Below are 17,206 nucleotides of genomic sequence, written 5' to 3'. Positions count from 1 at the left end.
AAGGGCAAAAGCAAAACCGCTGCAACTGCAGCGGTTTTTTTGCATAACGGCGCGGCCCTTACTGCCGTGCCAGGCGGGGTTCGTCCACGCTGTCCGGATGACTGCTGCGCCAGGGGTTGATGTCCAGGCCGCCGCGGCGCGTATAACGCGCATATACCAGCAGGCGTTCGGGGCGGCAGCTTTGCATGATGTCGCTGTAGAGCCGTTCCACGCAGTGTTCGTGGAACTCGGTATGGCGGCGCAGGGAGACGATGTAACGCAGCAGGGAGGCGGGATCGATCTGCGGGCCGGTGTAGCGCACCTGCACGCTGCCCCAGTCCGGCTGGCCGGTGACCGGGCAGTTGGACTTGAGCAGGTCGGACACCAGCGATTCAGTGACGACGGGGGCCTCGGGCAGGCAGCGCAGCAGCCCGCTCTGGGGCGTGTAGTCGCGGATCTCGATGTCCAGCTGGTCGATGCACAATCCGTCCAGCGTGCCGATGTTCTGGCCGTCCAGGGCGTCGAGCGGCAGCAGCGTGACGTCCACGGGGGCGCCGGCGACGGAACCCAGGTCCGGGCCATGCGTTCGCGCAGCGCGTCCGTATCGCTCACGATCTCGTCGTTGAAGGAATTCAGGTAGAGCTTGAAGGATTTCGATTCGATGATGCGCGGGCTGTTCCAGGGGATGACGAAGCGCGCGATGGCCGCGACCGGCTTGCCTTTGGGGTTGAGCCAGGACATTTCGTAGGCGTTCCAGATGTCGGCGCCGTGCCATTGTTCGGGCGTCTGGAGGGAGCGGCGGTTCAGGGCCCGTTCGATGCCGAACAGCACGGATGGATCGTAGCGACTGGGATAGACCACGTCGTGGCCCAGAGGGGAGTCTTTCAGGAGGGAAGTGCTCGTCATTGGCGGCTAATACGGGAACAAGACAATCAAAAGGCGCGGCGCGCTCGCCGGCCTTGCGTGGCGAGCCCCATTATCCCATATGGTGAAACTGCTGTCTCAGCATGCAAAAACGCTGCTGCGACGCACATCATGGCGTTTCATAAAAAGACACTGCATTTCATATCTCGAAATTTATAAACTAAGCTGTTGATTTAAATATAAAAAATTTTTAGTCTTATATAAGATACAACACACCATTGCGGCGCAGCATTTGGATAGACTGTAGTCATCTGTTCAACGTCATTTCTGATAGAGGAGTTCATCCATGAATGCTCGAGAAGCCGACATCCGGAACCTGCAAAAACGCTGGGCGGAAGATTCCCGCTGGCAAGGCGTCAAGCGAGGCTACAGCGCCGAGGAGGTGATCCGCCTGCGCGGCTCCCTGGTCGAGGAATACACGCTGGCGCGGCGCGGCGCAGAGCGGCTCTGGCAATCCATCAACCAGGAGCCTTTCGTCAACGCGCTGGGCGCCCTGACCGGCAACCAGGCCATGCAGCAGGTCAAGGCCGGCTTGAAAGCCATCTATCTATCGGGCTGGCAGGTGGCGGGCGATGCCAATACCGCCGGCGAAATGTACCCTGATCAATCCCTGTACCCCGTCAACTCGGTGCCATCCGTGGTGCGCCGCATCAACAATTCCCTGGCGCGCTGTGATCAGATCCAGTGGATGGAAGGCGTCAACCCCGGCGACGAAGGCTATATCGATTACTTCGCGCCCATCGTGGCCGACGCCGAGGCGGGCTTTGGCGGCGTGCTCAATGCATTCGAGCTGATGAAGGCCATGATCGCGGCGGGCGCGGCCGGCGTGCACTTCGAGGACCAGCTGGCCTCGGCCAAGAAGTGCGGCCACCTGGGCGGCAAGGTCCTGGTGCCCACCCGCGAGGCCGTCTCCAAGCTGGTCGCCGCTCGCCTGGCCGCCGACGTGCTGGACGTGCCCACCATCCTGGTGGCCCGTACCGACGCCGATGCCGCCGACCTGATCACCAGTGATGTGGACGAGTACGACCGCCCCTTCATCCTGGAAGAGCGCACGGTCGAAGGCTTCTATCGCACCCGCGCCGGTCTGGACCAGGCCATTGCCCGGGGCTTGGCGTACGCGCCGTATGCGGACCTGGTCTGGTGCGAGACGTCCACGCCGAACCTGGAGTATGCGCGCCAGTTCGCCGAAGCCATCCACCGTCAGTTCCCCGGCAAGATGCTGGCCTACAACTGCTCGCCTTCCTTCAACTGGAAGAAGAATCTGGACGACGCCACCATCGCCAAATTCCAGCGCGAGCTGGGCGCCATGGGCTACAAGTTCCAGTTCATCACGCTGGCGGGCTTCCACGCCCTGAACTACGGCATGTTCGAACTGGCGCACGGCTATGCCCGCCGCCAGATGAGCGCCTTCGTGCAACTGCAGGAAAAAGAGTTCGCCGCCGCCGAGCTGGGCTTTACCGCCGTCAAGCACCAGCGTGAAGTGGGCACGGGCTATTTCGACGCCGTGACCCAGACCGTGGAGGCCGGCAAGTCCTCGACCACGGCGCTGGCCGGTTCCACCGAGGCCCAGCAGTTCGCGACCTCGGAAGCGTGATCGGGGAGGGCGCTCCCTGAGAGCGCCGCCGCGATGCAGACAGCCCGCCGGCCTGCTCCAGCCGACGGGCTGTCTTTTTGGCAAGAGGAGAGGGCCGCTCCAGACGGTCTTGTCTGGATAAGTCTCTTAATTACCACGATTTATTTGCCTGGCTGATTTTCTGGGTGTTTGTTCATAAAATCGCGGCAGGCGAGAAAACAATCAAGCCGTGCGGGTCGATGGCCGCCGCCCTGGAAGGGCGGTATTTTTTTGGCGCGGCCGGCCGAAAAAAAAAAGAGGCTGCCAGCGGCAGCCCTAAAGCATTGAACAGTTGATGCCGTGTTGGGGGGATAACGGCCTGAACAAGATGCGTAGGGACAACGATATAGGAAGCAAGCAAAGTCGTATTGATTTAGATCAAGAGTAAAGAAATATCAGTGGTTTATAGTCCTTCCATGCGCGCATATTCCATTTTTTCCCTGCCCAAGCCCCTGACGGACGAACAGCGTTCGCGCAGGCGTCACACCCTGGCCCGGCTGGGCCTGGCCTGGCTGGCCGCCATGCAGGTCATGATGTTCGCCTTTCCCGGCTACATGCGCTCGTTCAGTACCTCGCCGGACAATATCGAATCCCTCTCCCAGGCCATCGTGCTCATGAACTGGGCCAGCCTCAGCCTTACCATGCCGGTCATACTGTACTGCGCCTGGCCCATCATCAAAGGCGCCGTCGCCAGCCTGTCCGAAGGCCGCGTCGGCATGGACGTGCCGGTGGCCCTGGGCATCATCGGCGCCTTCCTGCCCAGCGTGGTCGGCACCTGGACCCATCAGGGCGAAGTCTATTACGACTCGGTCACCATGTTCGTGGCCTTCCTGCTCACCGCCCGCTATCTCGAACTGTGCGCACGCCAGTCGGTGGCGCAAGGCGGCTCGCACGAGGTCATCGAGCAGTTCCGCCGCTCCGTCAGCGGTCATGCCGACACCCTGGCGTTCTGGTTCGTCACCATCCAGTTGCTGCTGGCCGCCGTGCTGGGCCTGGTCTGGTACTGGCTCGACCCTTCGCACGCCGTGCCCGTGGTGGTGTCGCTGCTGGTCATGAGCTGTCCCTGTGCCATGTCCATGTCCGTGCCCACGGCGGTGGCCTCGGCCCATGCCGGCCTGTCGGCCCGTCCGGCCGCCAGCGAATTCGAAGTCGTGCAGCTCACCCAGCAGACGGGCCGCATCGCCCGCCAGAACCTGTACGGCTCCATCGCCTGGCACCTGCTCATGACGCCCCTGGCCGCCGTGGGTATCGTCGCTCCCTGGCTGGCGGCCATCAGCATGCTGGTTTCCTCGCTGGCGGTCGCCGCCAATTCCTGGCGCATCTATCGCAGCCGGGTGCGCGAAGTTCCCGCGGGCTGGACCGGCCCGGCGGCAGGGCAGGCCTGACATGTTCGGCTCCCTGCTGGTCCTCATACCCATTTCCGTCATGCTGGTCATCCTGATCGGCGTGGCTTTCTGGTGGGCGATCTTCGCCGGCCAGTTCGAAGACGCCCACACCGCGGCCGATTCCATTCTCCAGGATGACGACACGACCGCCCGCCCGCCTCGGCGGGGGCGTCCTCCCGATACCCACTGATTATTCTTTTTCAAGCCCCTGGGACTGTTGGCGCCAGGCAGTCCAAGGGGCTGGAACGCGCGCGTTTGCGCGGCTTTCCAAGGCTTCTTGATGCACATCAAGGAGCCGTTTATCGACTTGCAGGATGATGCTGGTAGTTGTCGCTTGTATTAACAATGTTTGTTTAGGGGAAGCAAATGGGCACTTCCGATACGGTCGGAAACAACGCCGAAGTCTTCAATTACGGAGTGGTGCGGCAATTCACCATCATGACCGTATTTTGGGGCGTCATAGGCATGGCAATGGGCCTTTTCATTGCCTTGCAGCTGATCTGGCCAGAACTCAATTTCAATACTCCATGGCTCAGCTACGGGCGCCTGCGTCCGCTGCACACCAACGCCGTGATCTTCGCGTTCGGCGGCACCGGCCTGTTCGCCACGTCCTACTACGTGGTGCAGCGCACCTGTCAGGCGCGCCTGTTCAGCGACAAGCTCGCCGCCTTCACCTTCTGGGGCTGGCAGGCCGTCCTGGTGGCCGCCGTCATCACTTTGCCCATGGGCTACACCAGCAGCAAGGAATACGCGGAACTGGAATGGCCCATCGACATCCTGATCACCCTGGTCTGGGTGGCTTATGCCATCGTGTTCTTCGGCACCATCGTCAAGCGCCGCGTGCGCCACATCTACGTGGCCAACTGGTTCTTCGGCTCCTACATCCTGACGATCGCCGTCCTGCACATCTTCAACAACCTGGAACTGCCCGTCAGCTTCATGAAGTCCTACTCGGCCTATGCCGGCGTGCAGGACGCCATGGTGCAGTGGTGGTACGGCCATAACGCCGTGGGCTTCTTCCTGACGACCTCCTTCCTGGGCATGATGTACTACTTCATTCCCAAGCAGGCCAACCGCCCCATCTATTCCTATCGCCTGTCCATCGTCCACTTCTGGGCGCTGGCCTTCACCTACATGTGGGCGGGTCCTCACCACCTGCTGTACACCTCGCTGCCCGACTGGACCCAGTCCCTGGGCATGACCTTCTCGCTGATTCTGCTGGCTCCATCCTGGGGCGGCATGATCAACGGCATCATGACCCTGTCCGGCGCATGGCACAAGCTGCGCACCGACCCCATCCTGAAGTTCATGGTCGTGGCCCTGTCCTTCTACGGCATGTCCACCTTCGAAGGCTCCATGATGGCCATCCGCACGGTGAACGCGCTGTCGCACTACACCGACTGGACCATCGGCCACGTGCACTCCGGCGCCCTGGGCTGGGTGGCCATGATCACCTTCGGTTCGCTGTACTACCTGATCCCTCGCCTGTACGGTCGCACCGCCATGGCCAAGCCCCGCCTGATCGAACTGCACTTCTGGCTGGCCACCCTGGGCGTGGTGCTGTACATCGCCGCCATGTGGATCGCCGGCGTGATGCAGGGCATGATGTGGCGCGCCACCGGCGCCGACGGCACCCTGACCTACAGCTTCGTGGAAGTCGTGAAGGCCACCTATCCCTTCTACGCCATCCGCGCTCTGGGCGGCCTGCTGTTCGTGACCGGCATCCTGATCATGGCATGGAACACCTTCCTGACCATCAAGGGCCAGCCGCGCGTCAACCCCGTCGTGCCTCTCAAGAATCCAGACGCCCGCGATCCAGCCCTGGTGGGTGCAACCACCGTGCTGGCGTAAGGAGTAAACCATGGCTAACGAAACCAACAAGCGCTTTTCTCACGCAACCATTGAGAAGAACATCGGGCTAATGATCATCCTCAGCATCCTGGTCATCTCCTTTGCCGGCCTGGTGCAGATCGTGCCCCTGTTCTTCCAGCACTCGACCACCCAGCCTACCGAAGGCACGGTGCCCTACGAACCGCTGAACCTGATCGGCCGAGACATCTACATCCGCGAAGGCTGCGTCGGCTGCCACTCGCAGCAGATCCGCATGCTGCAGTCCGAGGTGCAGCGCTACGGTCCTTACTCGCTGGCCGGCGAATCCGTGTACGACTATCCCTTCCTGTGGGGCTCCAAGCGTACCGGCCCCGACCTGGCCCGCGTCGGCCAGCGCTACAGCGACGAATGGCATCGCATCCACCTGCGCAATCCGCGCGACGTCGTCAAGGAGTCCAACATGCCCGCCTATCCATGGCTGCAGCACAACTCCGTCGAAGGCGAGAACGTGCAGGACCGCATGAAGGTGCTGCGCAAGCTGGGCGTGCCCTACACCGACGAACAGATTGCCAAGGCGCCCGAGCAGCTCAAAGGCAAGACCGAGGAAGACGCCCTGGTGGCGTACCTGCAGGGTCTGGGCGTGAAGAGCCGCGCCGCCGCCGCCAAGGCCGTGGAACAAGGAGCCCATTAAATGGCCATGGTCAACGCCGTAGTAACGTTTCTGGCGATGCTGACCTTCCTGGGCATTTGCTGGTGGGCGTTCTCCCGGGGACGCCGCCAAGCCAACCAGGAAGCCGCGCTTCTGCCTTTTGCCTTGCCCGACGAGGGACGCAACGATGAAAACCTTGGGGGTTTGAATGAGTGACTTTTTCAATAATGGCTGGAGCATCTGGATTTCCGCCATCGCCCTGGGCGGCATCGTCTTCTGCCTGTGGCTGCTGTTTACGCAACGTTCGTTCCTGGGCAAGAATGTCCAGGTCGAGGAGACCGGCCACGTATGGGACGGTGACCTGACCGAGCTGAACAATCCCGTGCCGCGCTGGTGGACCGTCATGTACATCGGTCTGTGCATCTTCGCCCTGGGCTACCTGGTGCTGTATCCCGGCCTGGGCGCTTACAAGGGCGAGCTGGGATTCACCTCCGGCAAGCAGGTCAAGCAGCAGCAGGAAGAGATCAACGCCCGCCTGGCGCCCGTGTACGCCCGCTACCGCGAGATGCCCATCGAGGATATCGCCCGCGACCACGAGGCCCGCGAGATCGGCCAGCGCCTGTTCCTGAACAACTGCGCCCAGTGCCACGGCTCGGACGCCAAGGGCGCGCCCAGCTTTCCCAACCTGGCCAACAAGGCCTGGCTGTGGGGCGGCGAGCCTGAGCAGATCCTGCACACCATCACCGAAGGCCGCACCGGCATGATGCCGCCGCAGTCGCAGTTGACGCCCGCCCAGGCTTCGGATGTGGCCCAGTACGTGCGCTCGCTCTCGGGCCTGGCTGCGGATCCGCTGCGCATCGTTCCCGGCAAGCGCGTGTTCGACAGCACCTGCTTCGCCTGCCACGGCGCCGACGGCAAGGGCAATGTGCTGCTGGGCGCGCCCGACCTGACCGATGACTACTGGCTGTATGGCAGCTCCGAAGCCACCATCGTCCAGACCGTCCTGCAAGGCCGCAGCAACCAGATGCCCGCCCAGAAAGGCACGCTGACGCCCGAGCAGATCCGTCTGCTGGCCGGCTGGGTCTGGGGCCTGTCCAATGCGGAACCTGCTCAGTCCAAGTAATTTGTTTTTGAATCGATCTGACGTCTTCAGGACCTGCAATGAGTAGTGAAGCTCCCCAAGCCCGCGCCGACGGTGCGCAGGAAAACGTTCCCAAGTGGCAGCCGCCACGCAACGGCAAAGGAGCGGGAGGCACCTCGCCGCAGGTCGAGAAGGCGCTGGTCGATGTACGCAAGAAGATCTATCCCCGCTCCGTCACGGGCGTGTTCGCCCGCTGGCGGGTCTGGATGGTGTATCTCACGCAGATCATCTTCTATGGCCTGCCCTGGATCGAATGGCATGGCCGTCAGGCCGTGCTGTTCGATCTGCTGGAACGCAAGTTCTACATCTTCGGCATGATCCTCTGGCCGCAGGACGTCATCTACCTGACCGTCCTGCTGCTGATCTCCGCCTTTTCCCTGTTCCTGTTCACGGCCATGGCCGGGCGGCTGTTCTGCGGCTATGCCTGTCCCCAGACCGTCTACACCGAAATCTTCATGTGGGTCGAGCGCAAGGTCGAAGGCGACCGGCTGGCCCGCATCCGCCTGGACGAACAGCCCTGGACGCCCAGGAAGCTGCGCATCAAGGCCACCAAGCATTTCCTCTGGATCGTCATCGCGCTCTGGACGGGCTACACCTTCATCGGCTATTTTGCGCCCATCCGCGAGCTGGGCGGCGAACTGATCGCCTTGACGCTGGGTCCCTGGCAGTGGTTCTGGCTGCTGTTCTACGCCTTCGCCACCTGGGGCAACGCCGGCTTCATGCGCGAGGCCGTGTGCAAGTACATGTGCCCCTACGCTCGTTTCCAGAGCGTCATGGTGGACCGCGACACCTTCGTGGTCACCTACGACTTCGTGCGCGGCGAAAAACGCGGCGGGCGTTCCCGCAAGATCGACCACAAGGAAGCCGGCATGGGCGACTGCGTGGATTGCAGCCTGTGCGTGCAGGTCTGCCCGACCGGCATCGATATCCGCGACGGCCTGCAGTACATGTGCATAGGCTGCGGCGCCTGCGTGGACGCCTGCGACCAGGTCATGGACAAGATGGGCTATGAAAAGGGCCTGATCCGCTACACCTCGGAGCGCGCCATCAAGGATAGGCTGACGCAGTCGCAGGTGCGCCGGCGCATGCTGCGTCCGCGCGTCATCTCCTATATCCTGATCCTGGCCGTCATCTGCGGCGCCTTCGTCTACACCCTGGCCACGCGCACCCCGATGCGGGTCGATGTCATCCGCGACCGCGGCGCGCTGGGGCGCGAGGTGCCGGGCGGCCTGATCGAAAATGTCTTCCGCCTGCAGGTCATCAACACGTCCGAAGAATCCATGGAGCTGCAGTTGTCCGTCAGCGGGCTGGAGGGAGCGCGCATCACCTTGACCGAGAACGGCAGCGACCACATCCATGTGGACGCCGCCGCCAACAAGCTCCTGCCCGTCGTGGTGCAGGTGCCGGTCAACAGCGCCAAGCCGGGCTTGTATGATATTTCCATCCAGGCGGTGGGCGAGCACGAGAACGGTCAGAAAACTTACGTGAACGAACGCAGCAGTTTCTACATTCCTCAATGATTTTTCAGGGAGAGCAAGTCATGGACAAAAGTACCGACAGTCAACCGTGGTGGCGCGAACCCTGGCCCTGGCTGCTCATGGCCGGCCCGGCGCTGGCCATCGTGGGCTGCGCCATCACCATCGTCCTGGCCTTCCAGAACTTCAGCGATCAGGATGTGAACGACGGCGGGGTCAAGCAGGGCCTGGTCGTCAGCAAGCCTGCTCCTGCTCAGGACAAAAACCGATAGATAGCTTCCTCGGTTTACGATAGGGTAAAGAATCATGTGGCCTTTCAAGAAGGGGGTACGAATGAGCATTCGGTCTCTGATGTGGATACTGTGGCCTTCATTCCTGGCGGCGGGCGCGATCAGCGCCGTCGTCTTCGCCCTGGTGGATCCCTTGGATATCGTATTTCTTGGGCACCTGCAGGCCGATCGCTTGTCGGTCTATACCGCATCCTTCTTCCTGTTCTGGCTGGCCGCCGCCGGCTCCAGCGCGCTGAGCCTGTTCATGTCCCCGGGCGGCAAGGCGGACTTGCCGGAACCGGCCGACAGCCTGGACTGAGGCGCTGCGCCCGAACCACAAAAAAAAGCACACGCATCGCTGCGTGTGCTTTTTTTGTGTACCGCGGCGCGCCGGGCGCAAACCGGGACCCTGGCGGGTCCTATTGCCGGCGCGCGTTCATTCGCATTCAGTGCCGGCCAAGCTCTGCAGGGCGGGCAGATCCAACAGGTGGACTTCGCGCTGCGATATCTTGAGCAGGCCTTCGCGCGCGAAACGCGAGAACAGGCGGCTGACGGTCTCCAGGGTCAGGCCCAGGAAGTTGCCGATTTCTTCGCGGCTCATGCGCAGGATGAATTCGTAAGGGGAGTAACCCAGCAGGGAAAGGCGCTGCGACAGGTTCAGCAGGAAGGCGGCCAGGCGCTGTTCGGAACGCAGGCCCGCCAGAGTCAGCATCAACTGGTGGGCGCGGTTGATCTCCTTGCTCATCAGGCGGCGGAACTGCTGCTGCAGGATGGGCAATTGAGCCGAGAGGCGATCCAGGTCGTCCAGGCGGATCACGCAGACTTCGCTGTCCTCCAGCGCGATGGCGTGCGAGACATGGCGGTTCTCGACCAGGCTGTCCATGCCCAGAATCTCGCCGGGCAGCAGAAAGCCCGTGATCTGGATGTGTCCGGTGGAGTCCTCCAGTTGCATCTTGATCGACCCCGAACGCAGGCCATAGATGCCTTCGACCGGATCGGCCAGGCGGAACAGGGCGCCGCCCTTGGGGATGCGAATACGCTCCTTGACCAGGTCGTCGAGCCTCTCCATTTCATGCTTGGGCATGCCCAGAGGAAGACACACCTCGTTCAGCATACAACTGGAGCAGCGTATGGAATCAGAGGTAACCGAGATACGTTTTTGCATAAAGATAGAGTCGGACTGCGAAACGCGGAATCCTTGAGTCAAATCAAGATCAATTGTAGCTTTTTATTGATGACTATTCTGTTGAATCCCCGAATATGTTCAGGCGCTGAATTCCGCGGGCCTGCCGTGAGCGGCATTCACGGCCCCGTTCGGCCGCCAGACGCCTGATTTTTCCTTGTTGTATAAAAGCGATGGAAGGGCTTGAATTCGGCGCCTTCGTCCTTATCTGCATTCCATCCTGTTATTTGTTGCGAGACCCGGGCGGGCAGTGATCGGTAACTGTTGGCAGTGGGTTTCCGCATTTGTTCATAAGTGAATGATCCATGCGAATCGATAAACTGACAACGAAGTTTCAGCAGGCCCTGGCCGATGCGCAAAGCCTCGCTGTTCGCGAAGACAATCCCTACCTGGAACCGGCCCACGTGCTGGTGGCCCTGCTGGCCGACTCCGAGTCCGGCACGGGCAGTCTGCTGGCGCGCGCCGGCGTGGCCATACCACGCCTGGACACCGAGCTGACCCGTTTGATCAACAACCTGCCCAAGGTGCAGGGCGCGGAAGGCCAGCAGCAGCTCAGCTCCGCCCTGCAGGCGGCCCTGGCGCGCACGGAAAAGGAAGCCGCAAACCGCGGCGACACCTATATCGCCAGCGAACTCTTCCTGCTGGCGCTTGCCGACGACAAGGGCGAGACCGGCTGCGCCCTGCGTGACAGCGGCTTGCAGCGCAAGACGCTGGAGGCGGCCATCGACGCGGTGCGAGGCGGGGCCAATGTGTCCGATCCCGAAGGCGAGAGCAATCGGGAAGCCCTGGACAAGTACACCACCGACCTGACCGAGCGCGCCCGCCAGGGCAAGCTGGATCCGGTCATCGGCCGTGACGACGAGATCCGCCGCACCATACAGATCCTGCAGCGCCGCACCAAGAACAATCCCGTACTGATCGGCGAGCCCGGCGTGGGCAAGACCGCCATCGTGGAGGGCCTGGCCCAGCGCATCGTCAACAATGAAGTGCCTGAAACCCTCAAGGGCAAGCGCCTGCTGGTGCTGGACCTGGCGGCCTTGCTGGCCGGCGCCAAGTACCGGGGCGAGTTCGAAGAGCGCCTGAAGGCCGTGCTCAAGGAGCTGTCCAAGGACGACGGCAAGACCATCGTCTTCATCGACGAGCTGCACACCATGGTGGGCGCGGGCAAGGCCGAAGGCGCCATGGACGCCGGCAACATGCTCAAGCCGGCGCTGTCGCGCGGCGAACTGCACTGCATAGGCGCCACCACCTTGAACGAGTACCGCCAGTACATCGAGAAGGACGCCGCGCTGGAGCGCCGCTTCCAGAAGGTGCTGGTCAACGAGCCCGACGTGGAGTCCACCATCGCCATCCTGCGCGGTCTGCAGGAGCGCTATGAGCTGCACCACGGCGTGGCCATCACCGACCCGGCCATCGTGGCGGCGGCCGAGCTCTCGCAGCGCTACATCACCGACCGCTTCCTGCCGGACAAGGCCATCGACCTGATCGACGAGGCCGCGGCCCGCATCCGCATGGAGATCGACTCCAAGCCCGAGGTCATGGACAAGCTGGACCGGCGCATCATCCAGTTGAAGATCGAGCGCGAAGCCGTGATCAAGGACACGGACGAAGCCTCGCAGCGTCGCCTGCAGGCCATCAATGACGAGATGGAAAAGCTGCAGCGCGAGTACAACGACTACGAGGAAATCTGGAAGGCCGAGAAAGCCTCGGTCCAGGGTTCGCAGGTCATCAAGGAAGAAATCGAGCAGGTGCGCGCCGAGATGGCCGAGCTGCAGCGCAAGGGCCAGTTCGACAACCTGGCCGAGCTCCAGTACGGCAAGCTGCCCGAGCTGGAGGGGCGCCTGAAGGCGGCCGAGAAGGCCATGGACAGCGCCGACCAGGACAAGCCGCGGCTGCTGCGCACGCAGGTCGGCGCCGAAGAGATCGCCGAGGTGGTCTCGCGCGCCACCGGCATTCCGGTGGCCAAGATGATGCAGGGCGAGCGCGAGAAGCTGCTGCAGATGGAAGGCTACCTGCACAAGCGCGTGGTGGGCCAGGACGAGGCCGTGCGCCTGGTGTCCGACGCCATCCGCCGCTCGCGCGCCGGGCTGTCCGATCCGTCCCGCCCTTACGGCTCCTTCCTGTTCCTGGGGCCCACCGGCGTGGGCAAGACCGAGCTGACCAAGGCGCTGGCCAACTTCCTGTTCGATTCGGAGGACCACATGGTCCGCATCGACATGAGCGAGTTCATGGAGAAGCATTCGGTGGCCCGCCTGATCGGCGCGCCTCCCGGCTATGTGGGGTATGAAGAGGGCGGCTACCTGACCGAGGCCGTGCGCCGCAAGCCATACTCCGTCATTCTGCTGGACGAGGTGGAGAAGGCGCATCCGGACGTGTTCAACATCCTTTTGCAGGTGCTGGACGACGGCCGGCTGACCGACGGCCAGGGACGCACGGTGGATTTCCGCAATACGGTGATCATCATGACCTCCAACCTGGGTTCGCAGCACATCCAGCGTCTGGCGGGAGAATCCTACGATGTGGTCAAGGAAGTGGTGTGGGAAGAAGTGAAGCAGCATTTCCGCCCCGAGTTCCTGAACCGGATCGACGAGGTGGTGGTGTTCCACGGCCTGGAGGCCAAGCACATCGAGTCCATCGCCCGGATCCAGTTGCAGCGCCTGGACGAGCGCCTGGCGCAACGAGACATGCATCCGGATGTCAGCGACGCCGCGTTGGAGCAATTGGCCAAGGCGGGCTTCGATCCGGGGTTCGGCGCCCGGCCCCTGAAGCGGGCCATCCAGCAGCACATCGAGAATCCGGTGGCGCGCCTGATTCTGGAAGGCCGCTTCGGTCCCAAGGATGTGGTGCCGGTGGACTGGAAGGACGGCCAGTTCGTGTTCGAGCGCACCATCCAGTAACACGCTTGCCGGGAAGGTGCGCCTTCCCGGCGGCCGCCCAAAAAAAGCGCCTGGAAAAAACCAGGCGCTTTTTTGTCGCTCTTCGGTACAGCGTCCGTTCGCCCCCAGAAGGTGTGGAGCGCCTACGCCTATCGCCGGCGGCTGGCCGGTCTCAGGCCGGGAGCGGCGGGACGATCAAGGCGTGCCGGCAGGCGCTGGCGGCGGATTGAGCTCCAGTTCGTCCTTGCCGTAGAACTTGACGCCGATCTGGATGCGCTCGCGGCCGTTGGCGCGGCGGTGGCGGTTGGTGTCGCGCAGTGAATAGACGCAGCCGCAGTATTCCTGCTGGTAGAAGTTCTCGCGCTTGCTGATCTCCAGCATGCGTTGCGAGCCGCCGCCCTTGCGCCAGTTGTAGGTCCAGTACTTCAGTTCGGGGTACCGGGCGGCGGCGCGTTCGCCGCAGTCGTTGATCTGGTTCATGTCCTTCCAGCGCGAAATGCCCAGCACGCTGGAGATGGGGTCGAAGCCGTGCTCGTGGGCATACAGCGCCGTGCGCTCGAAACGCATGTCGAAGCACACGGTGCAGCGTTCTCCCCGTTCGGGCGCATGTTCCAGGCCGCGCACCCGCTCGAACCAGTTGTCCACGTCGTAGTCGGCGTCGATGAATTCGATGCCGTGCTTCTGGGCGAAGCGGATGTTCTCCTGCTTGCGCAGTTCGTACTCGCGCACCGGATGGATGTTGGGGTTGTAGAAGAAGATGGTGTATTGGATGCCCGACGCGTGCAGCGCTTCCATGACTTCGCCCGAGCAGGGCGCGCAACAGGAGTGCAGCAGCAGCTTTTGCCGTTGGTCCGGCATGGTCAGGGGTTTGCGATCTACCGTGGTGGACATGAGCGTGAATCCGTGAAAAGGGCGCCCGCATTGGGACGCGCATGGAACTTATGAGCTTATTTTACCGCCGGGCCGCTCCAAGGTAAAAAGCGCCCCCTTGGGGGGCAGCAAGCCGAAGGCGCAGCGTGGGGGCACTCTTTTACCGCCGGGCCGTCGGAATGCCGCATCACCCAAGGTAAAAAGCGTAGACTCAGTACCCCAGCACCTGGTCCCAGAGCTGCGTGACGGCCTGGCGCTCGGCTATGAGCTCGGTGGGCGGCACGCGGGCCTTTTCGGCGCCTTCCAGCCGCAGCGCGTGCTGGCGGCGGCGCAGGCTGCGATAGGCGTCGGCCACTTCCTGCGCCAGCGTTGCGGGAATGAGCCCGGCCTGGGCGGCGATGCCCAGCAGCGCGATGTTGCCCAGATTCTCCAGCAGGCGCGGGTGGGCGCGGCTGTGGCACAGCACCAGGTACTGGGTGACGAACTCCACGTCCACCATGCCGCCGCGGTCGTGCTTCAGGTCGAAGAGATCGCTGCGGTTCGGGTGGCCGGCGCTGATCTTGTCGCGCATGTCCAGGATGTCGGCGCGCAGCTTGCGCGGGTCGCGTTCCATCAGCAGGATGGTGCGGCGGATCTGGTCGAAGCGCTCCTGTATGCCGGGGTCGCCGGTGACGAAGCGCGCCCGCGTGATGGCCTGGTGCTCCCAGGACCAGGCGCTGCGGGTCTGGTATTGCTCGAAGGCGTCCACGCTGACGGCCAGCAGGCCCGCGTCGCCGTCCGGGCGCAGGCGCAGGTCGATCTCGTACAGCCGGCCCGAGGACGTCATGGCGGACAGCCAGCTGGTCATGCGCCTTGCCAGCTTGATGTAGCGTTCCACGCTATCCTGGTCCGGGTCGTCGTAGAGAAACACCAGGTCCAGGTCGGAGGCGTAGCCGATTTCCTTGCCGCCCAGCTTGCCATAGGCGATCACGGCGAAGCGGGGCGGAGCGTCCTGCGATTCTTCCATCGTCCTGGGCCGGGTCAGGGGCCAGGTACGCCTTACGGTCTCGGCCAGCATCATGTCGGCCAGGGCGGAGAGCTGGTCCGCCAGGGCTTCCACGGTCAGGACGCCTTCCAGGTCCTGGGCCAGCAGCTGGAAGGTGATCTGGTGCTGCCAGTCGCGCATCAGATTCATCTGCTGTTCCACATCGGCGCGTCCGTCCGGCAGCAGGCAGGCGTCCAGGTCGCGCCGCATCTGGGCCGACAGCGTGCCGAAGTCGGGCATCTCCATCAGGGAGCGCCATTCGATCAGACTGTCCAGCAGCAGGGGGTACTGGGCAAGGTACTGGGCCGCCCAGGGGCTGGCGGCCACGATGCGGGCCACGCGGGCGAGAGTGTCGGGGTATTCGGCCAGCAGCGCCAGGTAGGCGCTGCGCTGGGCGATGAGTTCGATCAGCGTGAAGAGGCGGGCGGCCGTGCTTTCGGGATCTTCCGAGCGCCGCGCGCAGTCCTCGGCCAGCGGCAGCAGCCGCTGCACCCTGTCCAGGCTGACGTTGGGCAGACTGCGGATGCGGTGACTGTCCAGCATGGCCTGGCGCCGCCGCGCGATGCGCTCCTCCAGATCCTGGTCTGGCGCCTGCGTCGGGGCGGCGGCCGGCTGCGGCGCGGGTTCGGCAGCCGATTCCTCGCCCATGCCCGCCAGGCGGAAGGCGTTGCGGAAGGTGTCGGCCACGAAGGCGCGGTGCTCGCCCAGTTGCCGGTCGAAGTCGGCCAGGGACAAGCCGAGCGTACCGGCCAGGGCGGCGCGCTGTTCGTCGTCCTGGGGCAGCAGGTGGGTCTGTTCGTCCTCCCGGTACTGGAGGCGATGCTCCACCTGGCGCAAAAAGGTATAGGCGGCCAGCAGCCGGTCGCAGAAGTCCTGCTCCAGCAGGCCTGCCGCGCACTGGCGCTGCAGGGCCAGGTGCAGGCTGGGCGTCTGCAGAGAGGGCTGACGGCCGCCGCGGATGAGCTGGTTCAACTGGACCACGAACTCTATTTCGCGGATGCCGCCGTCGCCCAGCTTGACGTTCTGCCAGGCTTCCACGCCGCTGCGGTTCAGAACACGGCGGTTCCAGTCCTGGCGGATGCGTTCGCGCAGGCCGCGCAGGGCCGACAGCGCGTCGAAGTCGAAGTATTTGCGATAGACGAAGGGCGTGCGCAGGGCTTCGAACTGGCGTATGTCGGCGCGGCACTGGCTGCCCTGGAAGGCGCGCGCCGTGATCGGCCTGGCCTTGATCCAGGCATAGCGCTCCCATTCGCGGCCCTGGTTGACCAGGTAGTTCTCCAGCGCCTGCATGCTCCAGGCCAGGGGGCCGACATCGCCGTCGGGACGCAGGCGCAGGTCGGTGCGAAAGACCTGCCCGTAGGCGTCGCTGTCGGAGAGCACGGGCATCATGCGCTGGGTCAGCTTGCCGTAGAACTCGTGGTGGCTGATGGGCCGGCGTCCGTCGGTTTCGCCGTCCTCGTCGTAGAGCATGATCAGGTCGATGTCGGAGGAGACATTCAGCTCGCGGCCGCCCAGCTTGCCCATGCCCAGGATGATCATTTCCTGGGGCAGGCCGGTTCCGGGGTGACGGGGCACGCCATGCACGGCGGCCAGTTGGGCCGCGACGGTTTCGTAGGCCTGCGCCACGGCCAGATCGGCCAGGGAGGACATGGCCCGCATGACCTCGTCCAGGCCCGCGCTGCCGTTGATGTCGCGCACCATGAGCAGCAGGAAGACCCGCTCGCGCAATTGCCGCAGGGCTTGGCGGACCTCGGCCAGGCGATCGTCGCCGGGGGCGGGCAGCAAGTCCTGGTACCATTGGCCGATGAGCTCGGGCGTGACGGCCTGGCCGGCTTGCTGCTCCAGCCATTGCCCCAGTTGCGGATGGGAGTTTACTTTTCGACGCAAGGGGCCGGACCATTGCATTGCCGGCTTCAATATAATGGACGGGCTCATACGATAAGAGGCTGTTCGGAAATGGTGGGCAGGCGCGCCGGCCTGGCCCGGCGA

14 protein-coding genes and 1 pseudogene are annotated in these 17,206 nt (G+C 63.5%); 11 read left to right on the top strand and 4 right to left on the bottom strand.

Features of this window, described 5'->3' with window-relative positions:
- Window positions 1-58: 58 nt before the first annotated feature.
- A pseudogene (queF, locus tag ACWPWO_RS10015) lies at window positions 59-885 on the bottom strand (NADPH-dependent 7-cyano-7-deazaguanine reductase QueF).
- 304 nt (window positions 886-1,189) lie between these two features.
- On the opposite strand from queF, the gene aceA reads away from it, so the two are divergent.
- The 10 genes from aceA to ACWPWO_RS09965 all read left to right on the top strand — a co-directional run bounded on the left by aceA (window position 1,190) and on the right by ACWPWO_RS09965 (window position 9,583).
- A complete protein-coding gene (gene aceA / locus ACWPWO_RS10010) occupies window positions 1,190-2,497 on the top strand; it encodes an isocitrate lyase (protein ID WP_454006489.1) in 1,308 nt (435 codons plus the stop codon).
- A 434-nt stretch (window positions 2,498-2,931) separates the two neighbouring features.
- Entirely contained in the window at window positions 2,932-3,900 is a 969-nt protein-coding gene (locus tag ACWPWO_RS10005; RefSeq protein WP_454006488.1) for a P-type ATPase, read from the top strand.
- Between the two features lies 1 nt (window position 3,901).
- Window positions 3,902-4,090 carry a cbb3-type cytochrome oxidase assembly protein CcoS gene (ccoS, locus tag ACWPWO_RS10000; protein ID WP_454006487.1) on the top strand — a complete coding sequence of 63 codons (189 nt, stop codon included), beginning with the start codon at window positions 3,902-3,904 and terminating at the stop codon, window positions 4,088-4,090.
- Between the two features lie 176 nt (window positions 4,091-4,266).
- Entirely contained in the window at window positions 4,267-5,751 is a 1,485-nt protein-coding gene (gene ccoN / locus ACWPWO_RS09995) for a cytochrome-c oxidase, cbb3-type subunit I (RefSeq protein ID WP_394060461.1), read from the top strand.
- A 10-nt stretch (window positions 5,752-5,761) separates the two neighbouring features.
- On the top strand, window positions 5,762-6,421 hold the full coding sequence (ccoO, locus tag ACWPWO_RS09990) for a cytochrome-c oxidase, cbb3-type subunit II (protein WP_394060460.1): 660 nt from the start codon (window positions 5,762-5,764) through the stop codon (window positions 6,419-6,421).
- Window positions 6,422-6,595 carry a cbb3-type cytochrome oxidase subunit 3 gene (locus ACWPWO_RS09985; protein ID WP_394060458.1) on the top strand — a complete coding sequence of 58 codons (174 nt, stop codon included), beginning with the start codon at window positions 6,422-6,424 and terminating at the stop codon, window positions 6,593-6,595. It abuts the gene before it with no gap.
- Window positions 6,588-7,502, top strand: coding sequence for a cytochrome-c oxidase, cbb3-type subunit III (ccoP, locus tag ACWPWO_RS09980; protein WP_454006486.1), 915 nt, complete (start codon window positions 6,588-6,590; stop codon window positions 7,500-7,502). The genes ACWPWO_RS09985 and ccoP overlap by 8 nt, the downstream gene beginning before the upstream one ends.
- Window positions 7,503-7,540: 38 nt before the next feature.
- Complete coding sequence (gene ccoG, locus ACWPWO_RS09975) at window positions 7,541-9,040, top strand: cytochrome c oxidase accessory protein CcoG (protein WP_454006485.1); 1,500 nt, start codon at window positions 7,541-7,543, stop codon at window positions 9,038-9,040.
- Between the two features lie 20 nt (window positions 9,041-9,060).
- Window positions 9,061-9,267 carry a FixH family protein gene (locus ACWPWO_RS09970; protein ID WP_394060452.1) on the top strand — a complete coding sequence of 69 codons (207 nt, stop codon included), beginning with the start codon at window positions 9,061-9,063 and terminating at the stop codon, window positions 9,265-9,267.
- Between the two features lie 61 nt (window positions 9,268-9,328).
- Entirely contained in the window at window positions 9,329-9,583 is a 255-nt protein-coding gene (locus ACWPWO_RS09965) for a hypothetical protein (protein WP_394060451.1), read from the top strand.
- Window positions 9,584-9,700: 117 nt separating this feature from the next.
- Here the strand turns inward: ACWPWO_RS09965 and ACWPWO_RS09960 are convergent, their stop codons facing one another.
- A complete protein-coding gene (locus ACWPWO_RS09960) occupies window positions 9,701-10,429 on the bottom strand; it encodes a helix-turn-helix domain-containing protein (RefSeq protein ID WP_394060450.1) in 729 nt (242 codons plus the stop codon).
- 323 nt (window positions 10,430-10,752) lie between these two features.
- Here ACWPWO_RS09960 and clpB point away from each other — a divergent pair, with 323 nt between their 5' ends.
- On the top strand, window positions 10,753-13,344 hold the full coding sequence (gene clpB, locus ACWPWO_RS09955; RefSeq protein ID WP_454006484.1) for an ATP-dependent chaperone ClpB: 2,592 nt from the start codon (window positions 10,753-10,755) through the stop codon (window positions 13,342-13,344).
- 174 nt (window positions 13,345-13,518) lie between these two features.
- On the opposite strand, the gene ACWPWO_RS09950 is transcribed toward clpB, so the two are convergent.
- Together ACWPWO_RS09950 and glnE are read right to left on the bottom strand one after the other, a co-directional pair.
- Window positions 13,519-14,214, bottom strand: a complete 696-nt coding sequence (locus ACWPWO_RS09950) for an epoxyqueuosine reductase QueH (RefSeq protein ID WP_454006483.1) — start codon at window positions 14,212-14,214, stop codon at window positions 13,519-13,521.
- Window positions 14,215-14,404: 190 nt separating this feature from the next.
- Window positions 14,405-17,152 carry a bifunctional [glutamate--ammonia ligase]-adenylyl-L-tyrosine phosphorylase/[glutamate--ammonia-ligase] adenylyltransferase gene (gene glnE, locus ACWPWO_RS09945; protein WP_454006482.1) on the bottom strand — a complete coding sequence of 916 codons (2,748 nt, stop codon included), beginning with the start codon at window positions 17,150-17,152 and terminating at the stop codon, window positions 14,405-14,407.
- Window positions 17,153-17,206: the final 54 nt, after the last annotated feature.

Source organism: Alcaligenes sp. Marseille-Q7550 (assembly GCF_965112015.1).
The sequence above is the reverse complement of the archived record's forward strand: the minus strand, read 5'-3'. Positions and strand labels throughout refer to the sequence as shown.